Source organism: Bradyrhizobium sp. CCBAU 45321, from assembly GCF_028128975.1.
Classification (GTDB): Bacteria; Pseudomonadota; Alphaproteobacteria; order Rhizobiales; family Xanthobacteraceae; genus Bradyrhizobium; species Bradyrhizobium yuanmingense.
Genome location: NZ_LFKZ01000129.1, coordinates 273259 through 299551, shown reverse-complemented (window position 1 = coordinate 299551; position 26293 = coordinate 273259). Strand labels below are relative to the sequence as shown.

General features: G+C 65.8%; 21 protein-coding genes. 13 read left to right on the top strand and 8 right to left on the bottom strand.

The window, feature by feature from the left end:
• The first annotated feature begins 123 nt into the window (after positions 1-123).
• Genes ACM43_RS31195 through ACM43_RS31185 form a run of 3 tightly spaced genes read left to right on the top strand, consistent with a single transcriptional unit; the run spans position 124 to position 6809 of the window.
• Entirely contained in the window at positions 124-3393 is a 3270-nt protein-coding gene (locus ACM43_RS31195; protein ID WP_271545305.1) for a transglutaminase family protein, read from the top strand.
• A gap of 27 nt (positions 3394-3420) precedes the next feature.
• On the top strand, positions 3421-5934 hold the full coding sequence (locus ACM43_RS31190) for a circularly permuted type 2 ATP-grasp protein (RefSeq protein ID WP_271545304.1): 2514 nt from the start codon (positions 3421-3423) through the stop codon (positions 5932-5934).
• Positions 5931-6809, top strand: a complete 879-nt coding sequence (locus ACM43_RS31185; protein ID WP_271545303.1) for a transglutaminase family protein — start codon at positions 5931-5933, stop codon at positions 6807-6809. The genes ACM43_RS31190 and ACM43_RS31185 overlap by 4 nt, the downstream gene beginning before the upstream one ends.
• Before the next feature lie 74 nt (positions 6810-6883).
• On the opposite strand, the gene ACM43_RS31180 is transcribed toward ACM43_RS31185, so the two are convergent.
• From ACM43_RS31180 to ACM43_RS31170, 3 genes are read right to left on the bottom strand one after another with little or no spacing between them, the layout of a single operon-like run.
• Complete coding sequence (locus ACM43_RS31180; RefSeq protein ID WP_271545302.1) at positions 6884-8995, bottom strand: xanthine dehydrogenase family protein molybdopterin-binding subunit; 2112 nt, start codon at positions 8993-8995, stop codon at positions 6884-6886.
• Positions 8992-9969, bottom strand: coding sequence for an FAD binding domain-containing protein (locus tag ACM43_RS31175; RefSeq protein ID WP_271545301.1), 978 nt, complete (start codon positions 9967-9969; stop codon positions 8992-8994). The genes ACM43_RS31180 and ACM43_RS31175 overlap by 4 nt, the downstream gene beginning before the upstream one ends.
• A gap of 2 nt (positions 9970-9971) precedes the next feature.
• Positions 9972-10598 (bottom strand): (2Fe-2S)-binding protein, encoded by a 627-nt coding sequence (locus ACM43_RS31170; RefSeq protein WP_442869359.1) that lies wholly within the window; start codon positions 10596-10598, stop codon positions 9972-9974.
• A 227-nt stretch (positions 10599-10825) separates the two neighbouring features.
• Here ACM43_RS31170 and ACM43_RS31165 point away from each other — a divergent pair, with 227 nt between their 5' ends.
• Together ACM43_RS31165 and ACM43_RS31160 are read left to right on the top strand one after the other, a co-directional pair.
• Positions 10826-10951, top strand: a complete 126-nt coding sequence (locus ACM43_RS31165; protein ID WP_271545299.1) for a hypothetical protein — start codon at positions 10826-10828, stop codon at positions 10949-10951.
• A gap of 93 nt (positions 10952-11044) precedes the next feature.
• The gene (locus ACM43_RS31160) at positions 11045-11869 is read left to right on the top strand and encodes an AraC family transcriptional regulator (protein WP_271545298.1); all 825 of its coding nucleotides are present in this window, start codon (positions 11045-11047) and stop codon (positions 11867-11869) included.
• A 144-nt stretch (positions 11870-12013) separates the two neighbouring features.
• Here the strand turns inward: ACM43_RS31160 and ACM43_RS31155 are convergent, their stop codons facing one another.
• From ACM43_RS31155 to ACM43_RS31135, 5 genes are all read right to left on the bottom strand, one after another.
• Positions 12014-12838 (bottom strand): phosphodiesterase, encoded by an 825-nt coding sequence (locus ACM43_RS31155; RefSeq protein ID WP_271545297.1) that lies wholly within the window; start codon positions 12836-12838, stop codon positions 12014-12016.
• Between the two features lie 67 nt (positions 12839-12905).
• Complete coding sequence (locus ACM43_RS31150; RefSeq protein ID WP_271545296.1) at positions 12906-14186, bottom strand: ABC transporter substrate-binding protein; 1281 nt, start codon at positions 14184-14186, stop codon at positions 12906-12908.
• Between the two features lie 28 nt (positions 14187-14214).
• On the bottom strand, positions 14215-15051 hold the full coding sequence (locus ACM43_RS31145; protein ID WP_157281323.1) for a carbohydrate ABC transporter permease: 837 nt from the start codon (positions 15049-15051) through the stop codon (positions 14215-14217).
• Positions 15048-15995: a carbohydrate ABC transporter permease gene (locus ACM43_RS31140; protein ID WP_271545295.1), complete on the bottom strand. Its 948-nt coding sequence runs from the start codon at positions 15993-15995 to the stop codon at positions 15048-15050. The genes ACM43_RS31145 and ACM43_RS31140 overlap by 4 nt, the downstream gene beginning before the upstream one ends.
• A complete protein-coding gene (locus tag ACM43_RS31135; RefSeq protein ID WP_271545294.1) occupies positions 15988-17139 on the bottom strand; it encodes an ABC transporter ATP-binding protein in 1152 nt (383 codons plus the stop codon). The genes ACM43_RS31140 and ACM43_RS31135 overlap by 8 nt, the downstream gene beginning before the upstream one ends.
• 150 nt (positions 17140-17289) lie before the next feature.
• Here ACM43_RS31135 and ACM43_RS31130 point away from each other — a divergent pair, with 150 nt between their 5' ends.
• The 8 genes from ACM43_RS31130 to ACM43_RS31095 all read left to right on the top strand — a co-directional run bounded on the left by ACM43_RS31130 (position 17290) and on the right by ACM43_RS31095 (position 26041).
• On the top strand, positions 17290-18189 hold the full coding sequence (locus ACM43_RS31130; RefSeq protein WP_271545293.1) for a LysR family transcriptional regulator: 900 nt from the start codon (positions 17290-17292) through the stop codon (positions 18187-18189).
• A 229-nt stretch (positions 18190-18418) separates the two neighbouring features.
• On the top strand, positions 18419-19246 hold the full coding sequence (locus tag ACM43_RS31125; RefSeq protein WP_271545292.1) for an HD domain-containing protein: 828 nt from the start codon (positions 18419-18421) through the stop codon (positions 19244-19246).
• 11 nt (positions 19247-19257) lie between these two features.
• A complete protein-coding gene (locus ACM43_RS31120) occupies positions 19258-20151 on the top strand; it encodes an alpha/beta fold hydrolase (protein ID WP_271545291.1) in 894 nt (297 codons plus the stop codon).
• A gap of 171 nt (positions 20152-20322) precedes the next feature.
• Positions 20323-20949: a GTP cyclohydrolase I FolE gene (gene folE / locus ACM43_RS31115; RefSeq protein WP_271545290.1), complete on the top strand. Its 627-nt coding sequence runs from the start codon at positions 20323-20325 to the stop codon at positions 20947-20949.
• Positions 20950-20977: 28 nt separating this feature from the next.
• Positions 20978-22501, top strand: a complete 1524-nt coding sequence (locus tag ACM43_RS31110; protein ID WP_271545289.1) for an FAD-dependent oxidoreductase — start codon at positions 20978-20980, stop codon at positions 22499-22501.
• Between the two features lie 127 nt (positions 22502-22628).
• On the top strand, positions 22629-23198 hold the full coding sequence (locus ACM43_RS31105) for an HdeD family acid-resistance protein (RefSeq protein WP_271545288.1): 570 nt from the start codon (positions 22629-22631) through the stop codon (positions 23196-23198).
• A gap of 121 nt (positions 23199-23319) precedes the next feature.
• Positions 23320-24531 carry an ABC transporter substrate-binding protein gene (locus ACM43_RS31100; protein WP_271545287.1) on the top strand — a complete coding sequence of 404 codons (1212 nt, stop codon included), beginning with the start codon at positions 23320-23322 and terminating at the stop codon, positions 24529-24531.
• A gap of 295 nt (positions 24532-24826) precedes the next feature.
• The gene (locus tag ACM43_RS31095) at positions 24827-26041 is read left to right on the top strand and encodes an acyl-CoA dehydrogenase family protein (RefSeq protein ID WP_271545286.1); all 1215 of its coding nucleotides are present in this window, start codon (positions 24827-24829) and stop codon (positions 26039-26041) included.
• The last annotated feature ends 252 nt before the right edge of the window (positions 26042-26293 follow it).

Here is a 26293-nt window from a genome sequence, read left to right as displayed (position 1 = left end):
GTCGGATGCGATCGCCCCCATGGCGATTGGGATACTTCCTAGGCACCCCGTGCCCGTTGTTAGTGCTTGATCGCACTCCCCTCAGGTGTTCTGCTCAAAAAAGCTGCTGGAGCACTGCAACCCGTGTCGATCTACGTCGCGCTACACCACGTCACGCACTACAAATACGACCGCCCGATCGACCTTGGCCCGCAGACCATCCGGCTGCGGCCGGCGCCGCATACGCGCACGCCGATCCTGAGCTATTCGCTCAAGGTCACGCCCTCAAATCATTTCGTGAACTGGCAGCAGGACCCGCAGGGCAACTGGCTGGCGCGCTACGTCTTTCCGGAGAAGACCACCGAACTGAAATTCGAGGTCGACTTCACGGCGCAGATGACCGTGGTCAACCCGTTCGACTTCTTCGTCGAGCCCTATGCCGACAGCTTTCCGTTCGAATATCCCAAGGATCTGAAGACGGAGCTTGCGCCTTATCTCGAGACTATCAAGCCCGACCGCCTGTTCGCCAAGTTCCTGGATTCGATTCCCCACGAGGCCCCCAACACCGTCAACTTCCTGGTCGACCTCAATCGCGAGCTCCAGAAGAAGGTCCGCTACATCATCCGCATGGAGCCGGGCGTGCAGACGCCGGAGGAGACGCTTGCCTCAGGCGCGGGCTCATGCCGCGACTCCGCCTGGCTCTTGATCCAGACCTTGCGCCATCTCGGCCTCGCCGCCCGCTTCGTCTCGGGCTATCTGGTCCAGATCCGTCCCGACATCGATCCGATCGAGGGACCGCCGGAAGTCGAGAACGACTTTACCGATCTGCACGCCTGGGCCGAGGTCTATCTGCCGGGTGCCGGCTGGATCGGATTCGACGCGACCTCGGGCATGCTCGCAGGCGAAGGGCACATCCCCGTCGCAGCCACGCCGCACTATCGATCCGCGGCGCCGATCTCCGGCGGGGCCGGCTTTGCCGAGGTCGAGTTCTCCTTCGACATGAGCGTGAGGCGCATCCGCGAGGCGCCGCGCATCACAAAGCCGTTCTCCGACGAATCCTGGGCGCGCCTCAACGATCTCGGCGAGCAGGTCGACGGCGATCTCGCCGCCCATGACGTGCGCCTCACCATGGGCGGCGAGCCGACCTTCGTCTCGGTCGACGATCTCGAGGCCGGCGAGTGGAACACGGAAGCGGTCGGCCCGACCAAGCGCGCGCTCGGCGACGATCTGATCCGCCGGCTGCGCACGCGCTTCGCGCCGGGCGGGCTGCTGCATTACGGCCAGGGCAAATGGTATCCGGGCGAGAGCCTGCCGCGCTGGGCCTTCGGCCTCTATTGGCGCAAGGACGGCGTGCCGATCTGGAAGAATGCCGACCTCATCGCCAAGGTCGAAAACCCGCGTCGCGCCGAGGTGAAGGACGCCGAGACCTTCATGGAAGGCACCGCGGCCCGGCTCGGCCTCGATGCCGGCTACATCATGCCGGCTTATGAGGACACCGCGTACTGGCTCCAGAAGGAGGCGGAGCTTCCCGTCAACGTCGATCCCTCCGATTCCAAACTATCCGATCCGGAAGCCCGCGCGCGGATGGCGCGCGTGTTCGACGAGGGCCTCAACACACCGCGCGGCTTCGTGCTGCCGATCCAGCGCTGGAACGCGCCGCCGCGCTGGCGCAGCGAGCGATGGCAACTCCGGCGCAATCATCTGTTCCTGATGCCGGGCGATTCGCCGCTCGGTTTGCGCCTGCCGATCGGCTCGCTCGGCTACGTCCCGCCCAACCAATATCCCTACATCGTCGAGCAGGACCCGATGGAGGCGCGGGACAAGCTGCCGGTGTTCACGCTCGCCGCGCGTCCGGAATCCCCGCCGCGGGCCGCGCCCGAGCAGCTCAACACCTCCGTCCCGGTTCGCACCGCGATGTCGGTCGAAGTCCGCGACGGCGTGCTCTGCGCCTTCATGCCGCCGGTCGAGCGCATCGAGGACTATCTCGAACTGATTGCCGCGCTCGAAGCCACCGCGGAGGAGATGCAGCTACAGGTCCATGTCGAGGGTTATCCGCCGCCGTTCGATCCGCGCATCGAGGTGATCAAGGTGACGCCCGACCCCGGTGTCATCGAGATCAACATCCAGCCGGCGAAGAACTGGCGCGATGCGGTCGAGATCACGACCGGTCTCTATGAGGATGCGGCGAAGGTGCGCCTCGGCGCCAACCGTTTCCTGGTCGACGGCCGTCACACCGGTACCGGTGGCGGCAATCACGTCGTGGTCGGCGGCTCCTCACCGCAAGACTCGCCGTTCCTGCGCCGGCCCGATCTTCTGAAGAGCCTGGTGCTGTATTGGCAGCGCCATCCCGCGCTGTCCTACTTCTTCTCCGGGCTTTTCATCGGTCCGACCAGCCAGGCGCCGCGCATCGACGAAGCCCGGCACGACAGCATCTACGAGCTCGAGATCGCGCTCTCGCACGTGCCGCCGCCGGGCACGCAGACGCCGCTGTGGCTGGTGGACCGGCTGTTCCGGCACCTTCTGGTCGACATCACCGGCAATACCCACCGTGCCGAGATCTGCATCGACAAGCTCTATTCACCGGAAGGGCCCACGGGCCGGCTCGGCCTCGTCGAATTCCGCGCGCTCGAAATGCCGCCGGATCCGCGCATGTCGCTCGCGCAGCAGCTCCTGATCCGCGCGCTGATCGCAAAGTTCTGGCGCGAGCCGCTGAGCGGCAAGTTCGTGCGCTGGGGCACCGCGCTGCACGATCGCTTCATGCTGCCGCATTTCATCTGGGAAGATTTTCTCGACGTGCTCGGTGAGCTCAAGCAATCGGGCTATCCGTTCGAGCCGGAATGGTATCTGGCCCAGCTCGAATTCCGCTTCCCCGCTTTCGGCCGCATCCATCATGGCGGAGTGACGCTGGAGCTGCGGCAAGCGCTCGAGCCTTGGCACGTGCTCGGCGAGGAGGGCTCGGCCGGCGGCACCGTGCGCTATGTCGATAGCTCGGTCGAGCGGCTCCAGGTCAAGGCCGAAGGCTTCGTCGAGGGCCGCCATGTCGTCACCTGCAACGGCCGCCGCCTGCCGATGACCCCGACCGGCCGCTCCGGCGAGGCTGTGGCCGCCGTCCGCTTCAAGGCCTGGCAGCCGGCCTCCGGCCTGCACCCGACCATCCCCGTGCACGCGCCGCTGACCTTTGACCTGATCGATACCTGGAACGGCCGCTCGCTCGGCGGCTGCGTCTACCACGTCGCCCATCCCGGCGGGCGCAACTACGACACCAAGCCGGTCAATACCTACGAGGCCGAGGCCCGGCGGCTGGCGCGCTTCCAGGACCACGGTCACACCCCGGGTCCGATGCAGCCGCCGCCCGAGGAACGCACAAATGAATTTCCGCTGACCCTCGACTTGCGGACCCCGCTCCTGCAATGAGTATGATGGTGGGGGAGGGAAAGGCCCATGGGCGAGGGCGCAGCCGAAGACAACGACCAGGCGGGCAGGGCAAATGCCCAGCAGCGGATTGCGCAGTGGGTCCGCGACTATAGCCGCCTGCCCGGCATCCCCGACGAGTTCCTGGGGCCCGACGGTGCGCCGCGCGCGGTCTGGAGCCGCTTCTTCGACGCCTTCGGCGCGCTGGCGCCCGACGAGATCGAGCGCCGCTTCGGCATGGCCGATCGCCATCTCCGCGAGGCCGGCGTCACCTACCGCGCGCCCGGCGATAGCGCCGACCGGCCCTGGTCGATCAGCCATCTGCCGCTTTTGATCGACGAGGCCGACTGGCAGCAGCTTTGCGCCGGCATCACCCAGCGCGCCGAGCTGCTCGAGCGCGTGCTGCGCGACATCTATGGCGAGGGGCGCCTCGTGGCCGAAGGCGCGCTCCCGGCCGCGGCGATCGCCGGCAGTCCCGAATATCTCCGTCCCGTCTGCGGCGTGCCGCCGCCCGGCGGACGCTATCTCTCGATCTATGCCGCCGATGTTGGCCGCGGGCCCGACGGCCGCTGGTGGGTGCTCGGCGACCGCACCCAGGCGCCATCGGGTGCGGGCTACGCGCTGGAGAACCGCCTGGTGCTGTCGCGCGCCTTCTCCGATCTCTACAAGTCGATGAACGTGCCGCGCGTCGCGCCGTTTTTCGAAGCGTTCCGCGACTCCCTTCGCGCGCGCGCCGATCGCGACGAGCCCAGGATCGGCGTGCTCACCCCCGGCAGCTTCAGCGAGACCTATTTCGAGCACGCGACGCTGGCGCGCTATCTCGGATTCCTGCTGGTCGAGGGCGACGATCTCGCGGTCAGCGACAATCGCGTCCACATCCGCACCGTCGCCGGCCTGAAGCGGCTGGATGTGCTGTTGCGCCGGGTCGATTCCAACTCGCTCGATCCGCTCGAGCTCGATGCCTCCTCGCGGCTCGGCGTGCCCGGCCTGATCGACGTGCTGCGCAAGGACGGCGTCGTCGTCGCCAACATGCCGGGCTCGGGCGTTTTGGAGGCGCGGGCGCTGCTCGGCTTCCTGCCGGCGCTGAGCCGCCGCCTGCTCGGCGAAGACCTGAAGATGCCGCACATCGCGACCTGGTGGTGTGGCCAGCGCGTGGCGCGCGACGAGGTGCTGGCGCGGCTCGACGAGGTCGCGATCGAAGGCGCCTATCGCCGCGGCGTTCCCGGCTTCGACTCCAGCGGTCCGGTGCTCGCGAGCGAGCTCGACGCGAGCGGACGGCAGCGCCTGATCGAGGCGATCGGCGCGCGCGGCATGGACTATGTCGGCCAGGAGGTGGTGCGGCTCTCGACCATGCCGGTGTGGGAGCATGGGCAGCTCACGCCGCGTCCCTTCGTGCTGCGCGTGTTCGCGGCCGCCACGCCGGATGGCTGGGCCATCATGCCGGGCGGCTTCTGCCGCATCGCCGAGCAGCCGGACGCGCGCGCGGTGTCGATGGGCGACGGCGCGCGCGCCGCCGACGTCTGGGTCGTCTCCGACAAGCAGGTCGCGACCGCGACGCTTCTGCCCGCGATCGACAAGGTGCGCATCCGCCGTATCGCCGGCGTGCTGCCGAGCCGCGCCGCCGACAATCTGTTCTGGCTCGGCCGCTATCTCGAGCGCGCCGAGGCGACGCTGCGGCTGGTGCGCGCTTTGGGCTCGCCGAGCGGGCCGAACAAGGGCACCGCGGCCTCGGTGCAATCGGCCGAACGCATCCAGCGCCTGCTGGTGGCCTGGGGCGCGGTTTCGCAATCCTCACGCACGGCCGCGGGGCGCATCGTCGCCGAAGCGCTGCAGGGCGCGGAGCGTTTCGGCTCGGCCCTGTCGCTGGTGAGGGCGGCGCAGCGCACGGCGACCTCCTTGCGCGAGCGGCTGTCGCCCGATGCCTGGCAGGTGATCACCGAGATGGCCGAGCGCCTCGCCATCGAGGTGGAGGACGACGACAGCGTGCTGAGCGCCGCCGAGCTGACCTTGCAGGAGCTGGCGAGCTTCGCAGGCCTTGCGCAGGAGAATATGAATCGCGCCGCCGGCTGGCGCTTCCTCGACATCGGCCGCCGTATCGAGCGCGCCATCAACACCACGCGCTTCACCCGCCAGTTCGCCTATGACGAGGCCGGTGACGAGGATCTCGACATCCTGCTGACGCTGGTGGATTGCCAGATCACCTACCGCTCGCGTTATCTGCTGGCGCCGATCCTGGCCCCGGTGCGCGACCTCGCGGTGCTCGACGGCTACAATCCGCGTTCGGTGGCGTTCCAGGTGACGACGCTGAACGAGCACATCGCCGCGCTGCCGAGCCTGAAGGAGCATGGCCTGATCGAGAAGCCGCAGCGTCTGGCGGTGGCGATGCAGGCGATGCTCGCGACCGCCGAGGCTGAGAAGCTCGAGGTCAAGACGCTGTTCGCCCTGGAGCAGGATCTGCTCAGCCTCGGCGAGGCGATCGGGCAGCACTACTTCCCGCACGGCCCCAATGCCAGCCGGCCGGAAAAGCTGACGGGGCTGGCGTGATCTACGACATCCGTCACGTCACCACCTACGAGTACGAGAATCCCGTCAGCTTCGCCCGCTGCACGCTGCGACTGGAGCCCGCAAGCGGCGGCGGCCAGGAGCTGATCTCGCACGAGGTCGAGATCCATCCGCGCCCGGCCGAGCGCAATGTGCGGCGCGACTTCTTCGGCACGCTGACCGAGAGCGTGGTGATCGAAGCCGCGCATCGCAATCTGCGCATCGACTCGCGCTCGCGCGTCTCGGTGTCGCGCAAACCGCCGGCCCGCGATGCGGTCAGCCCGCCCTGGGAGAGCGTCCGCGATGTCGCGTTCGAAGCCACCAGCCTCGGGCCGTCCTCGCCGGTCGGCTATGTCTTTGCTAGCCCCCTGGTGCCGGTGCTGCGCCCGGTCAGCGCCTATGCGGGGATAAGCTTTCCGCCCGGCGCGGGCATCCTCACCGGCGCCGTCGACCTGATGCGACGGATCCGCGGCGAATTCCGCTACGATCCGAAGGCGACCGTGATCTCGACACCGCTCGACGAGGTGTTCGACAAGCGTCACGGCGTCTGCCAGGACTTCGCCCATGTCATGATTGCCGGGCTGCGCGGGCTTGGCCTGCCGGCGGCCTATGTCAGCGGTTATCTGCGCACCGCTCCGCCGCCGGGACAGCCGCGTCTGCAAGGCGCCGACGCCAGCCATGCCTGGGTCTCGTTATGGTGCGGGCCGGAGCTCGGCTGGATCGATCTCGATCCGACCAACGATCTCCTCATCGGCAACGATCACATCGTGCTCGCAATGGGGCGCGATTTTTCCGACGTCTCGCCGGTCGACGGCATCATCGTCGGCTCGCCCAAGCAGAAGCTCAGCGTTGCCGTCGACGTGCTGCAGGTGGAGTAGGGCGGGTACGTCAGCCTCTTCGATGCAGCACAATCACATGCCCAGGAGCGGCGTATGCCACCCTCTTTACAGCGCTAAGCGGTCAGCACGTCTTCGATCCGGATCGGCAGGGTGCGGACGCGCTTGCCGGTCGCATGAAAGACGGCGTTCGCGATCGCGGGGGCGATACCGACCAGGGCGATTTCGCCGAGACCCTTGACCCCGAGTTCATTGACGTGCGGATCCGACTCCTCGAGGAAGTGCGCTTCGACCTGGGGAATGTCCAGGTTGACGGGCATCAGGTAGTCGGCCATGTGAGCGTTGACCGGCCGGCCGTCGCGAGCGTCGAGAACGGTGCGCTCCATCAGCGCCATACCGATGCCGCCGACCATTCCGCCGGTGCATTGGCTGCGGGCGAGACGCGGGTTGACGACGCGGCCGATGCCATAGGCGCCGACCGCGCGGCGGACGCGGATCGTGCCGACGTCGGGATCGACGGCGACCTCGACGAAGACGGCGCCGAACGAGTGCATCGAGAACCTGGCGGCAGCCTCGGGATCCCGCTGAGACGACGCCGTGGCTTCGATCGGTCGATCGTTCCGGTCCTTCGCGGCCTGTTCCCGCACGGCGATGCAGGCAGCGCGGATCGCGGAGCCGACCGAGGCCATGGTCCAAGAGCCGCCGTGGGATGGTGCAGGCGGATAATCTGAGCGGCCAAGGCTGAAGCGCACCTTTTCGACGGGGAGCCCGAGAGTCTCGGCGGCGACCTGCGTCATCGACGTATAGGTGCCCGGACCCATGTCGCTGGCCGCGATCTCGACCTCGGCTGTCCCGTCGCGAAGCAGCCGCGCCCGCGCGGTGGCCGGCGCGTGAAAGGCCGGATAGCTTGCCGAGGCTACTCCCATCCCGATCAGCAGGCGGCCGTCGCGCATCGAGCGCGGTTCGGGCGTACGGCGCGACCAGCCGAATCGTTCGGCCCCGAGATCGTAGCATTTCATCAGCGATCGGCTGGAGAAGGGCTTGTTTTCTCCCTCGTCGATCTCCGGCTCGTTCCGGCGCCGCAGATCGATCGGATCCAGGCGGAGCCTATAAGCCAACTCGTCCATGGCGCATTCGAGCGCGAAAACGCCGCTGGCCTCGCCAGGGCCACGCATGTGGTTTGGCGTTCCGGTATCGAGCGGGACCAGGCGGTAGCGCGTCCGCACGTTGGGCGAGGAGTAGAGGAACGTCGTGACCGAGGTCAGGGCTTCCATGAATTCTTCGTAGCGACTGGTCTCGCCCGTACCTTCGTGCACCACGCTGATGAGCTTTCCATCCGCCGTGGCGCCGAGAGCGATCCTCTGCACCGTGCGCGGCCGATGTCCGGTCGTGAAGAACATCTGCTTGCGCGTCAGGACGAGCTTCACCGGGCGGCCAACGTGGCGGGCGGCCATGGCCGCGAGCGTCACATGAGGCCAGGTTCTGAGCGAGGTCCCGAAGGCCCCGCCGATGAACGGGCAGATCACCGTCACTTTCTCGGGTGACAAACCGAAGATCGCCGCGATCTCGGCCTGCTCGTTGACGACGAACTGGCTCTTGCTCCAAAGCGTCAGGCGGTCACCGTTCCAGCTGGCGATCGTCGCATGCGGCTCCATCGGATTGTGGTTCTCGCGCGCGATGTCATAGGTCTCGTCGACCTTCACCGGCGCGTCGGCCAGAGCCTTATCCGCGCTTCCGCGCGTCGTGTCGGCGGGAAGCCGGGCGTCCGGCTGTTTGCCGGCCTCCGGTACGATGGGACGAGCTTCAGGGCCCGCGGAATCGACGATTGGCCGCTCGGCCTTGTAGGTGACGCGCAGCGCCGCGGCGGCCCGCTCCGCCTGCGCGATGGTCGCGGCAACGACGAGCGCCACCGGCTGGCCGTGGAAGCGCACAAGATCGTCCTGCAGCACATGCAGCCGCTCGCCCGTCGCCGGATCGATGTAGCTCTTGTGCGGGCCGTACGCCAGGCGTGGCGCGTTGAGATGCGAGAGAACGGCGAGAACGCCCGGCATCTTCTCGACCGCCGCGCTGTCTACGCCGGTCAATCGTCCAAGTCCTATTGTGGCGCTGACGATCACGGCATAGGCCTGGCCCGGCTGATTAAAATCGGCCGCGTACCGCGCGGAGCCGGTGACCTTGGCGCGGCCGTCCACGCGGGGCAGCGGCTGTCCGATGACGCTGATCGTCATGCAATTCCTCCCGTCATTTCGAAGGCGCGGACGATCGTCCGCGGCAGGAGTTCGAGTTTGTAATGATTGCCGGACAGCGGGCGGGCCCCTTCCAACGCCGATCGGGCGGCCGCCTCAAACACCTGCCGGCCTGGTACCTTGCCGATCAGCGCCGCTTCCACCGCGCGCATGCGCCAAGGTCGGGTGCCGACCCCGCCAACCGCGAGCCGCGCGCCGCGGATCACGCCGTCCACGACGTCGAGCGCCGCTGCCGCGGAGACCAGCGCAAATTCGTAAGACGCGCGGTCGCGCACCTTGAGGTAGCGCGCCCGGCGGCTATCAGGCCCCCCGGGGACCCGCACTTCAACGATGAGCTCGCCCGGCAGCAGCGTGTGTTCGAGATGGGGGGTGTCGCCGGGCAAGCGAAACAGCTCCTCGACCGGGAAAGTGCGCTCGCCCTTCGGCCCCCTGACCTGCATGGTGGCGTCGAGCGCGACCAGCGCGACCGCAACGTCCGAGGGGTGCGTCGCCACGCAGTGATCGCTGGTGCCGAGAATGGCGTGACCGGCATTCAGGCCGTCGCGTGCGGCGCAACCTGAGCCAGGGCTGCGCTTGTTGCAGGATGCGTCGAGCATCCGAAAGTAGGGGCAGCGGACGCGCTGGAGCAGGTTGCCGCCGATCGAGGCCATGTTGCGCAGTTGCGGTGAGGCGCCCTCGATCAGGCTCTCGGAGATCAGCGGGTAAAGACGCTGAACATCGGAGTGGGCGGCGATGTCGGCCATCCGCGCGAGCGCGCCGATGACGAGATTGGACCGGTCGACGCGAATACCGGAGAGCGGAAGCGCATTGATGTCGACGAGCTGCTGCGGCTGCTCCACCTCGTCGCGCATGAGATCGATCAATGTCGTGCCGCCGGCGATAAGGCGGCCTCCGGAGGATGCGGCGGCGACGGCGGCCTCGATGGAGGTCACCTTCTCGATCGTGAACGGGAGCATGGTCAGACCCTCTTGGCGGCGTCGGCAACAGCGGCGACGATCCCGGGATACGCCCCGCAGCGACAGATATTGCCGCTCATCCAGAACCGAATGTCGTCCGGCGAGCCCGCATGGCCTTCGGCGATGCAGCCGACCGCCGACATGATCTGCCCGGGGGTACAGAAGCCGCATTGCAAGCCGTCGTGCTCGACGAATGCGCTCTGGAGCGGATGAAGCTCACCATTCTTCTCGAGACCCTCGATCGTCTCGACTGTGGCCCCGTCGTGCATCGCAGCCAGCGTCAGACACGACACGACCCGCCTGCCATTGAGCAGGATGGTGCAAGCGCCGCAGGCGCCCTGATTGCAGCCCTTCTTCGTACCGGTGAGACCGAGATCTTCGCGCAGGACGTCGAGCAGGGATTGCCGCGTATCCAAGTCAAGCTCCTGTCTCGTTCCGTTCACGTTCAGGCGAACCCGTGCCGTCGATGCAGCGGGCTTGCTTTCGGATGCGGGTTGCGCGGCAACTTGGGGCACCACCGCCATGGAAGCCGCTCCGCCGACAGTCAGCAGGAGCGAACGGCGCGATACTCCGCCCCGCGTGCTTTCGGTCTCAGCAGCGCCGGCGGCGAACGGCTCTTGGTTTGTCATGGTGGTCGGGATCCCCTCGGATGATCCCGCCCAGTAAGCCATGATCCCGGCGGACGCACCGTTCCGATATTGCGGCGACTATCGCAATCTTGCGACGAAGTGGCGCCGGCGCCTAAGGACTCTGCTTCTCGCCCATTGCGGCGAAAGGCCGCCCAGCTGTGAGGGGGCGCAATGAGATCAAGCCTACCCTCGCGCTATCTTCCCATCGGCGTTGTCTCGATACCGCCATGTCCATCATGCGCAGTATTTGGGCAATCAGTCAGAAGACATTTCGGGCCGAAGCTTCCCTTCCCCGCAATGTCGTGAAATATTGGTATGTTGATGAAGCGCCTGTCGCGGGTGCGGTCAAATAGTGCGTAACCAAAGCGATGCCCGATCCGGTACACACACGAGAACGAAACCCTTCCCAATCTATGATCCGGATTCTATCGGAGGCACCGCCGCCGTTGGCACCCATCCAGCTAGACTGCGGCACTCAACTCACTCATCGTTTTGTTCGCGGCACGCGTTACGGCTATGCCCCGGGCATGCCCGGACACCTTGTCGGCACCTATTATGGTGAGCCTCAACACAGTGCGTGGACTGTTGAGCGACGGCGGCTCTCCGCTCCGCTGCGGACCAATTCCATCACAGTGATTCCCGAGCGGCATGATGGAGATTGGGAAGTTGACGGACCGCTGCACGTGTCCCATGTCTACCTCACCAACGAACGACTGGAGCATTGCCGAACGCTCATCGGCGGACGAGGCAATGTAGAGCTGATAGCACGCGTCGGCAGCGAAGACGCCGTGACCTCGCAGATTCTCGCGATCCTCAGCAACCCCGCCGTCATTGCCGATCCTTCGGCAAAGTTGCTGGTCGATCGCTCGGTCGACCTGCTCTGCATCCAGTTGTTGCGTTTGCACAGCATAGTACAACTGCCGCAGAGCCCCGCCTATACTCGCGGCGGGCTCGCACGCTGGCAGCTTAAGCGTGTGACCGATTACATGCTGGCGCATCTCGACAAGCCGATCGGCCTCGACGAACTGGCGTCGCTCGTCGGCCTCAGCCGCTACCACTTTTGCACGGCGTTCCGCCTCTCGACCGGATTGACGCCGCATGTCTGGTTAACTCGGCAACGCATATTGCTTGCACAACGGCTGCTGAATGATCCAAATCTATCGATCAGTGAAGTTGCGCTCGCGGTCGGATATTCGACGCCATCGGCTTTCGCCCAGACCTTCCGCAGAATTGTCGGCACGACGCCCCGAAGTTTCCGCCGATCCTTGTAGCCTCACATCGGATGTCTGCTTCTGGGCCCATCTCCGACCCGGGGCGAGGACGCCAGCGCGCTGCTATCGAGGTGGAGCGGACTCTCCAAGGAGTGCAGCGCGGGCTTATAAGTAGCGCCCCTGGTAATGGTCGGCGCTCGCCGTTCATCTCACCATGGTCTCGCGATCCCAGGCCTTGTAATCGGGCGAACCCTGGGTGCGGATAGGACCGTCATAGCCGTATTCCACCATGTGCACGGTCACATAATCTTCTCCAAAAAAAGCGACGCCGTAGGATTGCGGCAGGTCGCAGGCGCTCAGCAGCTGCGTCTCGGAAAAGAGCGGATAGCTCGCATGGTTGGTGCCGCGCAGCGACGAGACGGGGACGCCTGCAATCGAGCCTGCAAGAGGCAAGTGACAATGCCCGAAGAAGACGTGGCGGATCTTAGCCCGATGGCGGCTGACGAGATGCCGGAACGGAGCCTCGTCGAGCAGGCCGATCTGGTCGAACGGGACGAGATGCACCGGCATGGGATTGTGGTGCATGAAGAGCAGGAACGGCCCGTCATGCTCGGCAAGCCGGGCCTCGAGCCAGCCGAGACGATCGTCGCAATAGCGGCCGGCGTGCGTTTCCGGATGGGCGGTGTCGAGAAACAGGCAGCGCCCCGCGGCCGTATCGTGGATGCCCTGGACGAAGCCGTTCTCGTCGGCGAGGTCGGGGAATACGCTCAGGAAGGCGGCGCGCCGGTCGTGGTTGCCGATGCACAGCCGCACCGGCAGCGGATATGCGTCGAGGCGCTGCTTGAGCCATTGATAATCGGCGAGATCGCCCCAATCCGAGAGGTCGCCGGTGATCACCATCAATTCGGCGTCGTGATGATCGTTCAGCGCATGCGCCAGCGCCCGCTCGAAATTGACGCGCGGATCGCGGCCGCCGATGGTCGAGCCGGGCGCCGTCAGGTGAATGTCGCTCAGGTGCAGCAGTTTCATCGCCATCTCCAGTCATTGGTCCGGCACGGGCGCCGATGGCGTCCCGTGCCGGCAGATGTTAGGACGCTCAGCGCGCCGCGCCGGTCGTCTTCGGCAGCAGCTTCTGCACGTCAGCCGTCATGTCGGCGAGAACGGCCTCCGGCTCCTTGGCGCGGGCGCCCGAGATGATCGAATTGAGATGATCCTTGATCACGTCGGTGATCTTCAGGCCGTTGTCGCCGGGGAAGGCGTACCACTTCGTGAGCAGCGCGAGTTGGCTGACCGCGGTGTAGTTATTGGGGTTCTTGACGTAGAAGTCCTTCAGATAGACCTCGTTGGCGACCTTGTTCGGCGGCATGTAGCCGGTCGTCTCCGCCATGATCGCAGCGCCCTTGGCGCCGGTCCAGAACTTCACCACTTCCCAGGCGGCATCGCGCTTGGCCTTGTCCTTGGCGAGGATCAGCACGACGTTGCCGCCGGCCGGCAGCCTGCCCTTCGGGGAGGCGACGTCCGGGAACGGAATTGTCTTCAGCGCGAACTTGCCGCCGGTCATCTGTGTGACCTTGTTGAGGTCCGAGGTCGAGGTGACGTGGACGCCGGTCTTGCCGGCCGCGAACGCGGCGCGCATCGACGGCTGGTCGAGATTGGGCATGCCGGCCTCGTTGACGAGCCGCGCGATCGTGTTGATGGCGAACTTGCCCTCGGCGCCGTCGAAGGCGACCTTGGTCTCATCGGCATTGAGCATGGTGCCGCCGCGCGCGAACACCGGCGCCTGCCACAGCCAGTTGCCGGTGATGTCCCAGGCATAGGTGACGCCGTTGGTGTCGTTGCCGAGCGCCTTGATCTTCTTGGCGAGCGCGATCAGCTCGTCCCAGCTCTTCGGCAGATTGTTCACGTCGCCGCCGGCCTGCTTCACCAGGTCGAGATTCACGTAGACGATCGGCAGCGAGATCGCGAAGGGCAGGGCGTAGACCTTGCCGCTGGCGGTGCCGATGTCGAACATCGCCTGGTGGAAGCCCTGCTTGTCGAAATCCTTTTCGGCGGCGATGTAGCCGTCCAGCTCGGCCGGGATGCTCTTGTCGACCAGGACGCGGATGCGGTTCAGACCCTGGAACGAGACATCAGGCATCTGATTGGTCACGGCCTCGCGGAGCACCTTCTGGGTGCCGTCCTCGTAGGATTCGTAAGGCGCCCGCATCGTGACCTTGATCTCCGGGCGCACCTTGGCGAATTCCTCGGCGATGCGCTTGTGCGTCTCGGTGAACAGCTCCGGATAGGGATATTGCATCACGATCTCGGTCTTTGTCTGCGCGAGCGCAGATCCGGCCGCAAGCGACAGAGCCGCCGCGGCGATGATGGTCTTCAGCATGATAGACTCCTTGTTTGAGGTGACGTGGCTACTTGATCCCGGTCAGGGTGATGCCCTCGATGAAACGGCGCTGGGCAAAGAGGAAAGCGATGACGAGCGGCGCGATGATCACCATCGCCGCCGCCATCAGCGGGCCGTAGCTGGTGCCGGCCTCGCTGTTGCGGAAATGGGCGACCGCGAGCGGCGGCGTGCGCAAGTGCTCGCTGTTGAGCACGATCAGCGGCCAGAAATAGTCGTTCCAATGCGCGACCACGGAGAAGATCCCGAAGGCGGTCACTGCGGGAATCGCGGCCGGCAGCATCACCCGCCAGACGATGCCAAATTCGGAGATGCCGTCCATGCGCGCGGCGTCGACGAGATCGTCGGGCACGGTCTTGAAGAACTGGCGCATCAGGAAGATGCCGAACACCGAGATCGTGAAGGGCAGCACGAGCGCGGCATAGCTGTCGAGCAGGCCGATCTTGTGCAGCAGCAGGAAGACCGGGATCGCGGTCGCCTGCGGCGGGATCAGGATCCCGAACAGCACCAGTGCGAACAGCGTCTCGCGGCCGAGGAAGCGAAGTTTTGCGAGCGCGTAGGCCGCCGGCAGCGCCACCATCACCTGCAGCACGAAGATCGAGACCGTGACGATGATTCCGTTGAGCAGGAAGCGCAGCAGATTGGCCTTGGCGAAGGCCTCGCGCAGGTTCTCGACAAGCGCGAACTGGTGCGGGATCAGGTGCAATTCGCTGGAGAAGATCTCGGTCTGCGGCTTGGATGCGGTCGAGATCATCCAGATGAAGGGTGCCAGCATGAGCGCGGCGCCCGCGATCAGGAGCACGTGGCGGAGGATCGCCCGGAACGGGATGGGATGCGCGTTGCTCATGTGTAGTGCACGCCGCGATCGGCGAGCCTCGATTTGATCAGCGTGAGCAGGAGGACGAAGACCAGGAAGACGACGGTGATGGCCGCGGCATAGCCCGAGCGGAAAAACTCGAAGCCTTCCGTGTACATCGTGTGGATCAGCACCTCGGTGGATTTCGACGGGCCACCCTTGGTCAAGACGTGCACGGTGTCGAACACCTGGAACGAGCGGATGCCGGAGATCACGACGACGAAGGTCGTGACCGGCCCCAGCATCGGCCAGGTCACGAGGCGGAAGCGTGCCCAGCCGCTCGAGGCACCGTCGATTTCGGCCGCCTCGTAGAGCTGCTTGGGGATGGAGACGAGGCCGGCGAGGAACAGCACCATGTTGAAGCCGACCGCCTGCCAGATGCCGATCGCGCACAGCGCATAGAGCGCCGTGCTGCGGTCCTGCAGCCAGGCGAAGGCCGGCAGGCCGGCGCCGCGGAGCAGCCCGTTCACCAGGCCGAATTGCGGATGGAGCATGAATTCCCACACCACCGCCATCGCGATCAGAGTCGCCATGACGGGCAGGAAATAGATCGTCCGGTAGAGGCTGCGCAGGCTGGTGCCGCTCTGGATCAAGAGCGCGATCGCAAGGCCGGCGATCACGGCGCCGGGCACTACGATCACGACGTAAGTCAGCGTGTTGCGCAGCGCGGTCCAGAACACCTTGTCGGCGAACAGGTCCTGGTAGTTGGCCAGCCCGATCCAGGAGAAATGCGGCGCGCCGAGCTGATAATCGGTGAAGGAGAGGGCGATCACGCCGGCGAGCGGACCGAGCAGCATGACCAGCATGAGCGCGGCGGCCGGCGTCACCAGCGCGTAGGCGGCATGAGTCCGCCTGCTGCCATGGGCCGGCAGCGTGCGCCTCGTCGTGCCCGTGGGAGCGACGGCCGCGCCGGTGGTCATGGAGCCGTCAGACATGGGCGGGCTCACGGATGCGCTCGGCCTGCTCCACTCTGAGCTCGATCCGTTTCCCGGCCGGATCGAACATCCGCACCGCGTCTGGTGCGAAGCCGAAGGCGACGGAGCTTGCCATCGCCGGCAAATGCTTGACGTCCGCGAGCCGCGCGATCAGGCGCGACCCGGTGCCTTCGACCGCGAGATGCACGAAGGCTTCGGCGCCGAGATTCTCCAGGTGGACGACGGTTCCGGAGAACGGCCCGGTGCCGAGCTCGATCCGCTCCGGGCGGACCCCGATGCGACAATCGCCGGCCGCCGCGTTGCACGAGAGCTTCAGCGTGGTCCCCAGCACATCGACGCCGCCGTCCTTTCGGATCCGGCCGGGGAGGACGTTGATCTTGGGGCTGCCGATGAATTCGGCAACGCGGATGTCGCCGGGCTCGTTGTAGATCTCGGCCGGCGTGCCGGCCTGGATCAGCTCACCGCCCATCATGACGGCGATCCGGCTCGACATCGTCATCGCCTCGGCCTGGTCGTGCGTGACGTAGACGAACGTCGCCTTGAGGCGGCGGTGCAGCTCGGCGAGCTCTGCGCGCATGTGGACGCGCAGCTTCGCGTCAAGATTGGAGAGCGGTTCGTCGAACAGGAAGGCCACCGGCTCGCGCACCATGGCGCGTCCGACCGCGACGCGTTGCCGCTGTCCGCCAGACAATTGTCCAGGCTTGCGCCGCAGCAATGGGGTGATGTCGAGCTGCTCGGCGATGCCTTCGATGTCGGCGCGAATGTGCCGTTCCTTGGCGCGCCGGCCCGGCAGCAGCGCACCCAGCAGCGGCAGTCGCTCGATCGCGGAGAGGCGCCGCATCCGCAGCGGCACCGCGATATTGTCGAAGGCGCTCAAATGCGGATAAAGCGCATAGGATTGGAAGACCATCGCGAGGTTGCGCGCGCTCGGGCGAATGCCGTCGACGGGGCGGCCGTCGATACGGACCTCGCCGGAATTTTGCGGCTCGAGCCCGGCAATGATGCGAAGCAGGGTCGACTTGCCGCAGCCGGACGGGCCGACCAGCGAGATGAACTCGCCGTCGGCGATGCGGAAATCGATGCCCTTCAGGACGTCGGTGCCGTCAAAGGACTTGCGGATTGCGGATAGTTCGATTTGCGCCATGCGCACTGATCCCCTGCTGGTCCGTTTGCGGCGCACGAGGAGTAGGAAGCGCGTCTGACATTCACATAACGGTCAATGGCCTTCCTTATGGTCATCCCAGGTTTTGCTTTCGCCCGGTCCGACGGGGAATATCATCTTGGGGTTGTTGTCGTGGCGTTGACGTCTTCGCGTGTCCGGGCGGTCAATGCCGTGTTCGAGACCGGCAGCTTTGCCGCTGCGGCAAGGCGGCTCGGGGTGTCGCAGCCGGCCGTTGCGCAGCTGGTGCGGGATCTGGAGGCCGAGTTCGGGGTGGCGCTGTTCGACCGGCACGGCCAGACCCTGATCGCGACGTCGCTGTGTCGGCGGCTCTATGCCGCCACGAGCCGCATGCAGGCGGTCGAGGCGGATGCGCTCGCCATCCTGCAGCAGCGCGACGAGCTCACGGGGGGTGAGCTTCGCATCGGGCTTGGCAACGCCATGCCCGGCATGGCGTTGATCGCGGCGTTCCGCAATCTGTATCCGAAGATCCAGATCAACATCGAGATCGGCAGCTGGTCGGCGATCATGGCCGCGGTGGTCGACCAGCGCGTCGACGTCGCCGTATTGCCGGAGGTGCCGCAGGACAACCGCTTCCGGCGCGAGCCCTGCGTGCAGCAGCGCGTCGTTGCGATCTGCCATCCCGTTCACGATCTCAGCCGCCAGTCGCGCGTGTCCATCGCCGGCCTCATGCAATATCCGCTGGTGTTCCGGACCCGGGATTCCGCGACCCAGCGCGCCGTGGACCGGGCGTTTCGCACCCTCAACCTGCGCGCCAGTCCGACGATCATCGTTAATACGCGCGAGGGGATGCTGGAGGCGGTCGCCAACCGGCTTGGCGTCGGCTTCGTGTGGGAGCACGGCTCGAGCCGCATCGACCGGATCGCGAAGGTGGCGATCGCGGAAATCGAGGCGGAGTCGCCCGAATACATCTTCTCGCTGGCCGGCAAGCGCGGCAAGCTGGTCGAGCTGTTCTACCTGGCCCGAAGCCTTTCGCGCCCGGCCGACGGCGCCGATATCCTGGCCGCGCCCTGAGCGGTCCGAGAAGCGGCGCCGCTCCCGCGCCTTCCGGCCCAGCCTCTGGTTGTGCCGAACTGTGACGGCAACCGTGATGTTACGCAGCGGGGCCGGCAAGATGACAGGGAATTTTCGCCCCGGAGTTTGGTGACCCGGCCCAAGATGGGCTATGCTCCCCGGCAAGTCGAGACAAGAATGAGACGTCGGGAGACGGCATGGGATACCAGCGGCGGACGGGGCTGCATCCATGATGACCTTACCCAGGCTGGCGGCCGAATCCCTGGAGAAGGTGCTGGGCTCGTTCATGCGTCGCAGGTTCGGTGAGACGCCGGCCAACATCATCGAGAGCGCCACCCGCACGACGATGGAATGCATCGGCAACAGCGATGCGCTCTATCACAATATCGAGCACACGATGCTGGTGACGCTGGCTGGGCATTCGATTCTCAGCGGTCGGTATCTCCACACGCACCTGGCGGCAGAGGATTATGTCCACGTCCTGATTGCCTGCCTCGCTCACGATATCGGCTATGTGCGCGGCCTGTTCGAGGAGGATGACGAGGACGGCTTCCTGGTCGACGCGGCCGGCACCAAGGTTTCCCTGCCGCGCGGCGCATCGGATGCCAGCCTGATGATGTATCACGTCGATCGCTCGAAATTGTACGTGATGCGGCGACTGAGGCATATTCCGGGGCTTGACCCGGAACGCGTCGCCCGCGCGATCGAAGGCACGCGGTTTCCCGCCCAGCCGGGGCAGGAATACGATACCGAAGCCTCGATCCTGCGCGCGGCCGACTTCATCGGCCAGCTCGGCGATCCCAACTATCTGCGCAAGGCCAACGCGCTCTATTACGAGTTCGAGGAGGTCGGCATCAACCGCCAGCTCGGCTACGACTCGCCCGCCGACATCGTGAACCGCTATCCGCAATTCTATTGGAACAGCGTTGCTCCGCACATCCAGACCGAGATCGGCTATCTCAACAAGACCGAGATCGGCCGGCAATGGATCGCCAACCTCTACAGCAACGTGTTCCGTGCCGAGCGCGACATCTCGCTGTCCGGTCCGCAGAAATAGCTGCGACATGCATGCAACAAAAAACCGTCACCACTGACGTCCTCGACATCGCCTATCGCGAATACGGTGCGCCGGACGGCTGGCCCTGCATCATGGGGCACGGCTTTCCCTATGACGTGAACGCCTATGCCGAGACCGCGCCGATCCTCGCCGAGGCCGGCGCACGCGTGCTGGTGCCCTGGCTGCGCGGTTACGGGCCGACGCGGTTTCGCTTCGCCGAGACGCTACGCTCCGGCGAGCAGGCGGCGTTAGGTGCCGATCTCCTGGCCTTCATGGATGCGCTCGGGGTCAAGCGTGCCATCGTCGGCGGCTATGATTGGGGCGGGCGCGCCGCCTGCGTGGTTTCGGCGCTCTATCCGGAGCGCGTGATCGGTCTCGTCTCCGGCAATTCCTACAACATCCAGAACATCGCCCTCGCCATGGAGCCGGCCTCGCCGCCGGAGGAGGCGGCGTTCTGGTATCAATATCTCTTCCACAACGAGCGCGGCCGCCGCGCCTTGGAGCGCAACCGCCGCGGCTTTGCCCGTCAGCTCTGGACGATGTGGTCGCCGAAATGGGCCTTCGATGACGCAACGTTCGAGACGAGCGCCGTGTCCTTCGACAATCCCGATTTCGTCGACGTCGTGATCCATTCCTACCGCCATCGCTACGCGCTGGTTGCCGGCGATCCCGCCTATGCGGGGATCGAGGCGAAGCTTGCCGCGCAGCCGCCGATCCGTGTCCCGACGATCGCGATCGACGGCGACAGCGACGGCGTCAATCCCGGCACCGCCCACCACGCGCGCAAGTTCGAGGGGTTTTTCGAGCGGCGCGTCTTCACCGACGCCGGTCACAATTTGCCGCAAGAGCGGCCGGCCGAATGGGCACAGGCCGTGATCGACGTGCGGAAAGCGGCTGCCTCATAGGCGGCCCCGAGGCGCCCTCGGCGCACCTCATCATGAGGGGATTGGCGGGTCGGCACTAGGCCATCCTCCCGTTCCCCAAATTTCCCCGACTTTCGGGAACCTTTTCCGATTGGCGCCGTCCAAGCTGTGGGCCCGCTTCCATATGCGGGCTCGTTGCAGGGGAGAAGCTTGATGAAGTCACAAGTGCGCAAGCTGGAACGTGTCGCCGTGGCGCAGACGCCGTCCGATCGGCCTGACAGGGCGGAGGTCGAACAGGCGATCCGGACCATGATCCGCTGGGCCGGCGATGATCCCGCGCGCGACGGTTTGCGCGAGACACCTGCTCGCGTTGCACGCGCGTTCGCAGAGTATTTTTCCGGATACGCACAGGACCCGACCGAAATCCTGCAAAAGACCTTCGAGGAGATCGAAGGCTATGACGAGATGATCGTGCTGCGCGGCGTTCGCTTCGAGAGCCATTGCGAGCACCACATGGCGCCGATCGTCGGTCGCGCCTGGGTCGCCTATATTCCGCAGGGGCGCGTCGTCGGCATCTCCAAGCTCGCACGCGTGGTGGACGTCTACGCAAAACGGCTCCAGATCCAGGAGAAGATGACCGCACAGATCGCCAACACCATCAACGACGTGCTCAAGCCCGAAGGCGTCGGCGTCATCATCAAGGCGACACATCACTGCATGACCACGCGCGGCGCGCACAAGCCTGGGACCGATCTCGTCACCAGCCGCATGCTGGGCGTATTCCGCGACAATGCGCTGACGCGCCAGGAACTGCTGGGGCTCGCCAATTCGGACGACTGACTCGCGCGCTCATGATGGAGGCGTTGCCATGGCCGAGGATAAGAAGCCGAGCGGACCCGACCTGACCGAAGGCGTGGCCCTGACCGAGTTCAAGGACGGCAAATTGCTCGGTCACGTCGGAGAGGACGATGTCCTGCTGGTGCAGGCTGGCAGCGAGGTCTTTGCGATCGAGCCGGCCTGCAGCCATTATCACGGCCCGCTCGCCGAGGGCCTGGTGGTGGGCGACACCATCCGCTGTCCCTGGCATCATGCCTGCTTCTCCCTGCGCACGGGCGAAGCCACGCGGCCGGCGGCCTTGAACGCGCTGGCGGTCTGGGAGGCCACGCGCGATCAGGACAAGATCATCGTCCGGCGCAAGCGCGAGGCCCTGACGCCGCCGTCCGCCCATCGCAGCGCACCGGCGCCAGACAAATTCGTCATCGTCGGCGGTGGCGCCGCCGGCTTCGCCGCCGCCGAGACGCTCCGGCGCGAGGGCTTTGCCGGTGCCATCACCATGTTCAGCAATGACGGCGCGATGCCGGTCGACCGGCCAAATCTCTCCAAGGATTACCTTGCGGGCAACGCGCCGGAGGACTGGTTGCCGCTGCGTGGCGAGGACTATTACCGCGACTCGGGCATCGATCTCAGGCTCAACGCCGACGTCGTCGCGATCGATGCCAAGTCGCGCAGCGTCACGCTCGGCAACGGCGACAAGCTGCCGTTCGATCGGCTGCTGCTGGCGACCGGCGCCGAGCCGCTCAAGCTGCAGATCCCGGGCGCGGACCAGCCGCATGTTCACACCCTGCGCTCCGTCGCCGACAGCCGGGCGATCATCCAGGCGGCGGGGAGCGCCAAGCGGGCGCTGGTGATCGGCGCCAGCTTCATCGGCCTCGAGGTCGCGGCGTCCTTGCGGGCCCGCAAGATCGAGGTGCACGTGGTCGCGCCGGACGAGCGGCCGATGCAGAAGGTGCTCGGCGCCGAGATGGGCGATTTCGTTCGCTCCCTTCACGAGGACAACGGCGTCGTCTTCCACTTGAAGGAAACGGTGGAGAAGCTCGATGGCCTACGTGCGAGGCTGAAGAGCGGTGCTGTCATCGAGGCCGACCTCGTCGTGGTCGGCATCGGCGTCAAGCCGCGCCTCGCGCTCGCCGAGCAGGCGGGGCTAACCGCCGATCGCGGCGTCAGCGTCAGCGAATATCTGGAGACCAGCGTCGCCGGTATCTTCGCGGCCGGCGACATCACGCGCTGGCCCGATCCCCATTCGCGGCAGAGCATCCGTGTGGAGCATTGGGTGGTGGCGGAGCGGCAGGGTCAGACCGCCGCGCGCAACATGCTCGGCAGGCGCGAGCGCTTCGACGCGGTGCCGTTCTTCTGGAGCCAACACTATGACGTGCCGATCAACTATGTCGGCCACGCTGAGAACTTCGATGACGTCGCGATCGACGGCAATATCTCCGGAAGGGACTGCCTGCTGAAGTACCGCAAGGGCGGCCGCGTCCTCGCGGTCGCTTCAATCTATCGCGATCTCGACAATCTCAAGGCCGAGCTCGAGATGGAGCGCACGCGCGGCTGAAGCCCCGCGCGCGAGCTTGATTTGCGTCAACATTGCGACAGGTGAAGGCTGTTCTGCTGGCTGTCGTCCCGGTGCGGTGTGTGCTATCCTGGCGTGTGCCCGCGGGCTTCGCATGCAGGAGTGGCCCATGACCAGTGCTTCAGACGCATCTCATCCTTCCAGCTCGGGTATCTCTGCGCTGCACGGCAAATGGGGGTGGATCGTCGCGCTAGGCGTCGTTTACCTCATCGCCGGCTTCGTTGCGCTCGGCAGCATGGTCATGGCGACGGTGGCGAGTGTGATCGTGGTCGGCGCCATGATGATCGTCGCCGGCGTGACGGAGATCATCGGCGCATTCCAGATGAAGAGCTGGGGCAAGTTTCTGATCTGGGCCTTGCTCGGCGTGCTCTATGTCATCGCCGGCTTCCTGACCTTCGCCAACCCGCTGTTCGCGGCAGTCCTGCTGACATTGTTCTTGGGCGCATCGCTGATCGCCTCGGGCGCGGTGCGGCTGTTTCTTGCCTTCAGCATGAAGCGCGAGAGCCCGTGGCTGTGGGTCGCGCTCTCGGGCGCCATCACGCTGCTGCTCGGCCTCCTGGTCGTGGCGCGCTGGCCGGTGAACAGCGTCTACATCCTCGGCCTGTTTCTCGGTATCGACCTGATGATGGCCGGCGCCGGCTGGATCAGCTTGGGTTTCGCCTTGAAGCGGCGCGGCTAGCGCAACGCCATCAGCAACTCGACGCAAGACCCTCTTGCGGAACTCCGCTGAGCTGACGTGCTGACAAGAGTCAGCACGCCGCGTGACCGTCTCGCGCGGCGATGATCATCGGGGAGAAACCATGAAAGCCGCTTTGGTCCTGGCCGCAGCGCTGGCCGCCGCCTGCGCGTCCGCCCCTGTCTCCGCGCAAAAATCCTACGGTCCTGGGGTCAGCGACACCGAGATCAAGATCGGCAACACCATGCCCTATAGCGGTCCGGCCTCGCCGCTCAGCATCACGGGACGGGTGATCTCCGCCTATTTCGACGAGATCAACGAGAAGGGTGGTGTTGGCGGCCGCAAGCTCAACCTGATCTCGCTGGACGACGCCTTCTCCCCGCCCAAGACCATGGAAGCCGCGCGGCGCCTCGTCGAGGGCGACGGCGTCGCCTTCATCTTCGCCACCATGGGCACGGCGCCGAGCTCGGCGATTGCAAAATATCTCAACAGCAACAAGGTGCCGCAGATCTTCCTGATCAGCTCGGCCTCGAAGTGGAACGATCCCGCCAACATGCCGTGGTCGATCGCGCTGCCCTGGGCACCGAACTACACCAGCGAGGCCGCAATCGATGTCGCCTATGCCCGCGCCAAGAACCCGAATGCGCGCTTTGCGGTGCTCTACCAGAACGACGACGCCGGCAAGGAATATCTTCGCGGTGTCAAGGAGGCGCTCGGTGCCGACGCCGACAAGGCGATCGCGATGGCCTCGAGCTTCGAGGTCGCCGACCCCACCGTCGATTCCCAGGTTCTGACGCTCGCCAATACCAAGGCCGACGTCTTCATGATCTATTCGGTGACGCCGCGCGCCTGCGCGCAGGCGATCCGCAAGGCGCACGAGGTCGGCTGGCAGCCGACGCGCTTTCTCGCCTCGGGATGCGCCAACAAGGCCACCGTGATGGCGCCGGCCGGGCTTGAGGCCGGCAAGGGTGTGCTGTCGCTCGGCGCGCTGAAGCCGTTCGTCGAAACGCCCAGGGACGACCCGGCGATGACGGCCTATATCGACTTCATGAAGAAGCGCCTGCCGAATGCCGACATCAACAACGTCGCCGGCCTCTACGGCTACACCGTCGCCGAAGCGCTGGTGGTCTTACTCAAGCAATGCAAGGACAATCTGACGCGCGAGAACATCATGGCACAAGCGGCGAATCTGAAGAACGTGCCGCTGTCGCTCCTGATGCCCGGCATCACCCTTAACACCACGCCGCAGGATTTCCGCCCGATCAAGGACGGCTACATGCTCCAGTTCGACGGCAATGACTGGATCGTGGCCAGCGAATTGCTGCGCGGGACGTGAGAGGCGGGTTCTCGCGGCGGATGCGAAATCGTAGGGTGGGCAAAGGCGCACTTGCGCCGTGCCCACGATCTATCAATGATGACCGAGAAAGAGCGTGGGCACGCTTCGCTTTGCCCACCCTACGAGACTGATGTCTCCATCACGTCATGGCCGGGCTTGTCCCGGCCATCCACGCATTTCCCCGCGGCACGAAGAACGTGGATGCCCGGGCCTTCGCCTCGCCGAAGCGGCTTCGGCCGCGCAGGCGGGATAAGCCGGGCATGACGACCTCAAATGTAGCGAACAGGAGACCAGCATGGATTTTCACCACTCCGCCCGTTCGCTGGAGCTCCAGGACCGCGTTCGCCAGTTCATGCAGGCCCATGTCGAGCCGGTCGAGGAGCTCTATTACGAGCAGGTCAAGCCGGAAGCTTCACGCTACAAGACTCCGCAAATCCTTCAGGATCTGAAGCGGCTGGCGCGCGATCAGGGGCTCTGGAACCTGTTCCTGTCCGGCGAGCACGGCCCGGGCCTGACCAACCTCGAATACGCGCCGGTGAAGGAGATCATGGGCCGCATCCTCTGGGCGCCCGAAGTCTTCAACTGCTCCGCGCCCGATGTCGGCAACATGGAGGTGCTCGCCAACTACGGCACCAAGGCGCAGCAGGAGCGCTGGCTGGCGCCGCTCCTCGAGGGGCGTATCCGCTCTGGCTTCTCGATGACGGAGCCGCAGGTCGCCTCCAGCGATGCCACCAACATCCAGTGCGAGATCAAGCGCGACGGCGACGATTACGTCATCAACGGCCGCAAATGGTTTACCTCGGGCGCGATGAACGAGGATTGCGAGATCCTGATCGTGATGGGCAAGACTGCGCCCGACCACCCCGACCGCCATCGCCAGCAATCCATGATCCTGGTGCCGAGGAATACGCCCGGCGTACGCATCGTCCGCGACATGCTCACCTACGGCTTTGACGATGCGCCCGTCGGCCATCCCGAGATCGTCTATGACAACGTCCGCGTGCCCGCCGAGAACATTCTGCTCGGGGAGGGCCGCGGCTTCGAGATCGCGCAAGGCCGGCTCGGCCCCGGCCGCATTCATCACTGCATGCGCCTGATCGGCTGCGCCCAGCGTGCGCTGGAATTGATGTGCCAGCGCGCGGTCTCGCGCGTCGCCTTCGGCAAGCCGCTCGCAGAGCAGGGCTCTGTACGCGAGGATATCGCGCACTCCTTCTGCGAGATCGCGCAGGCGCGCCTGCTCACCTTGCAAGCCGCCGACAAGATGGACCGCGAGGGCAACAAGGCCGCGCGCGACCTGATCGCCGCGGCCAAGATCGTGGTCCCCAGCATGGCCGCCCGCGTCATCGACCGCGCCATCCAGATCCACGGCGCCGCCGGGGTCTCGCAGGACACGTTCCTCGCGCGCGCTTACGTCTACGCCCGCTTCATCCGCATCGGCGACGGGCCGGACCAGGTGCATCTCGCGGCCGTCGGGAAGGAGCTGATCAGGCGCGGCGGGGTGATGGGGTAGCGCCGTGGCCCTTGGCCGGATTGCGCATCGGCGGCGCTTCGAAGCGCCGCGACGGGCAAGTCCTTTGGCCGCGATGCCGTATGGCCTCAGATCACTGTAGTACAATAGTAACTACTGCTGACCGAGAGTGACCCTGCACGCCATGGCGGGTTCACCCAGGTGAAAGAGCACAGATCGCTTTCGCGCGAGAAAACGTCCGATACCGACGTTACAGGAAGCGCTCGCGTCCTGGAGGTGCCGGCGGGCCATTTC

Excerpts from the sequence above, each read along its gene's own strand:
- ACM43_RS31190 (WP_271545304.1), top strand. The coding sequence starts at position 3,421 with ATGGGCGAGGGCGCAGCCGAAGACAACGACCAGGCGGGCAGGGCAAAT.
- ACM43_RS31180 (WP_271545302.1), bottom strand. The coding sequence starts at position 8,995 with ATGACGATCAGCGTCATCGGACAGCCGCTGCCCCGCGTGGACGGCCGC.
- ACM43_RS31175 (WP_271545301.1), bottom strand. The coding sequence starts at position 9,969 with ATGCTCCCGTTCACGATCGAGAAGGTGACCTCCATCGAGGCCGCCGTC.
- ACM43_RS31170 (WP_442869359.1), bottom strand. The coding sequence starts at position 10,598 with ATGACAAACCAAGAGCCGTTCGCCGCCGGCGCTGCTGAGACCGAAAGC.
- ACM43_RS31165 (WP_271545299.1), top strand. The coding sequence starts at position 10,826 with ATGTCCATCATGCGCAGTATTTGGGCAATCAGTCAGAAGACATTTCGG.
- ACM43_RS31155 (WP_271545297.1), bottom strand. The coding sequence starts at position 12,838 with ATGAAACTGCTGCACCTGAGCGACATTCACCTGACGGCGCCCGGCTCG.
- ACM43_RS31150 (WP_271545296.1), bottom strand. The coding sequence starts at position 14,186 with ATGCTGAAGACCATCATCGCCGCGGCGGCTCTGTCGCTTGCGGCCGGA.
- ACM43_RS31145 (WP_157281323.1), bottom strand. The coding sequence starts at position 15,051 with ATGAGCAACGCGCATCCCATCCCGTTCCGGGCGATCCTCCGCCACGTG.
- ACM43_RS31140 (WP_271545295.1), bottom strand. The coding sequence starts at position 15,995 with ATGTCTGACGGCTCCATGACCACCGGCGCGGCCGTCGCTCCCACGGGC.
- ACM43_RS31135 (WP_271545294.1), bottom strand. The coding sequence starts at position 17,139 with ATGGCGCAAATCGAACTATCCGCAATCCGCAAGTCCTTTGACGGCACC.
- ACM43_RS31125 (WP_271545292.1), top strand. The coding sequence starts at position 18,419 with ATGATGACCTTACCCAGGCTGGCGGCCGAATCCCTGGAGAAGGTGCTG.
- ACM43_RS31120 (WP_271545291.1), top strand. The coding sequence starts at position 19,258 with ATGCAACAAAAAACCGTCACCACTGACGTCCTCGACATCGCCTATCGC.
- folE (WP_271545290.1), top strand. The coding sequence starts at position 20,323 with ATGAAGTCACAAGTGCGCAAGCTGGAACGTGTCGCCGTGGCGCAGACG.
- ACM43_RS31110 (WP_271545289.1), top strand. The coding sequence starts at position 20,978 with ATGGCCGAGGATAAGAAGCCGAGCGGACCCGACCTGACCGAAGGCGTG.
- ACM43_RS31105 (WP_271545288.1), top strand. The coding sequence starts at position 22,629 with ATGACCAGTGCTTCAGACGCATCTCATCCTTCCAGCTCGGGTATCTCT.
- ACM43_RS31100 (WP_271545287.1), top strand. The coding sequence starts at position 23,320 with ATGAAAGCCGCTTTGGTCCTGGCCGCAGCGCTGGCCGCCGCCTGCGCG.
- ACM43_RS31095 (WP_271545286.1), top strand. The coding sequence starts at position 24,827 with ATGGATTTTCACCACTCCGCCCGTTCGCTGGAGCTCCAGGACCGCGTT.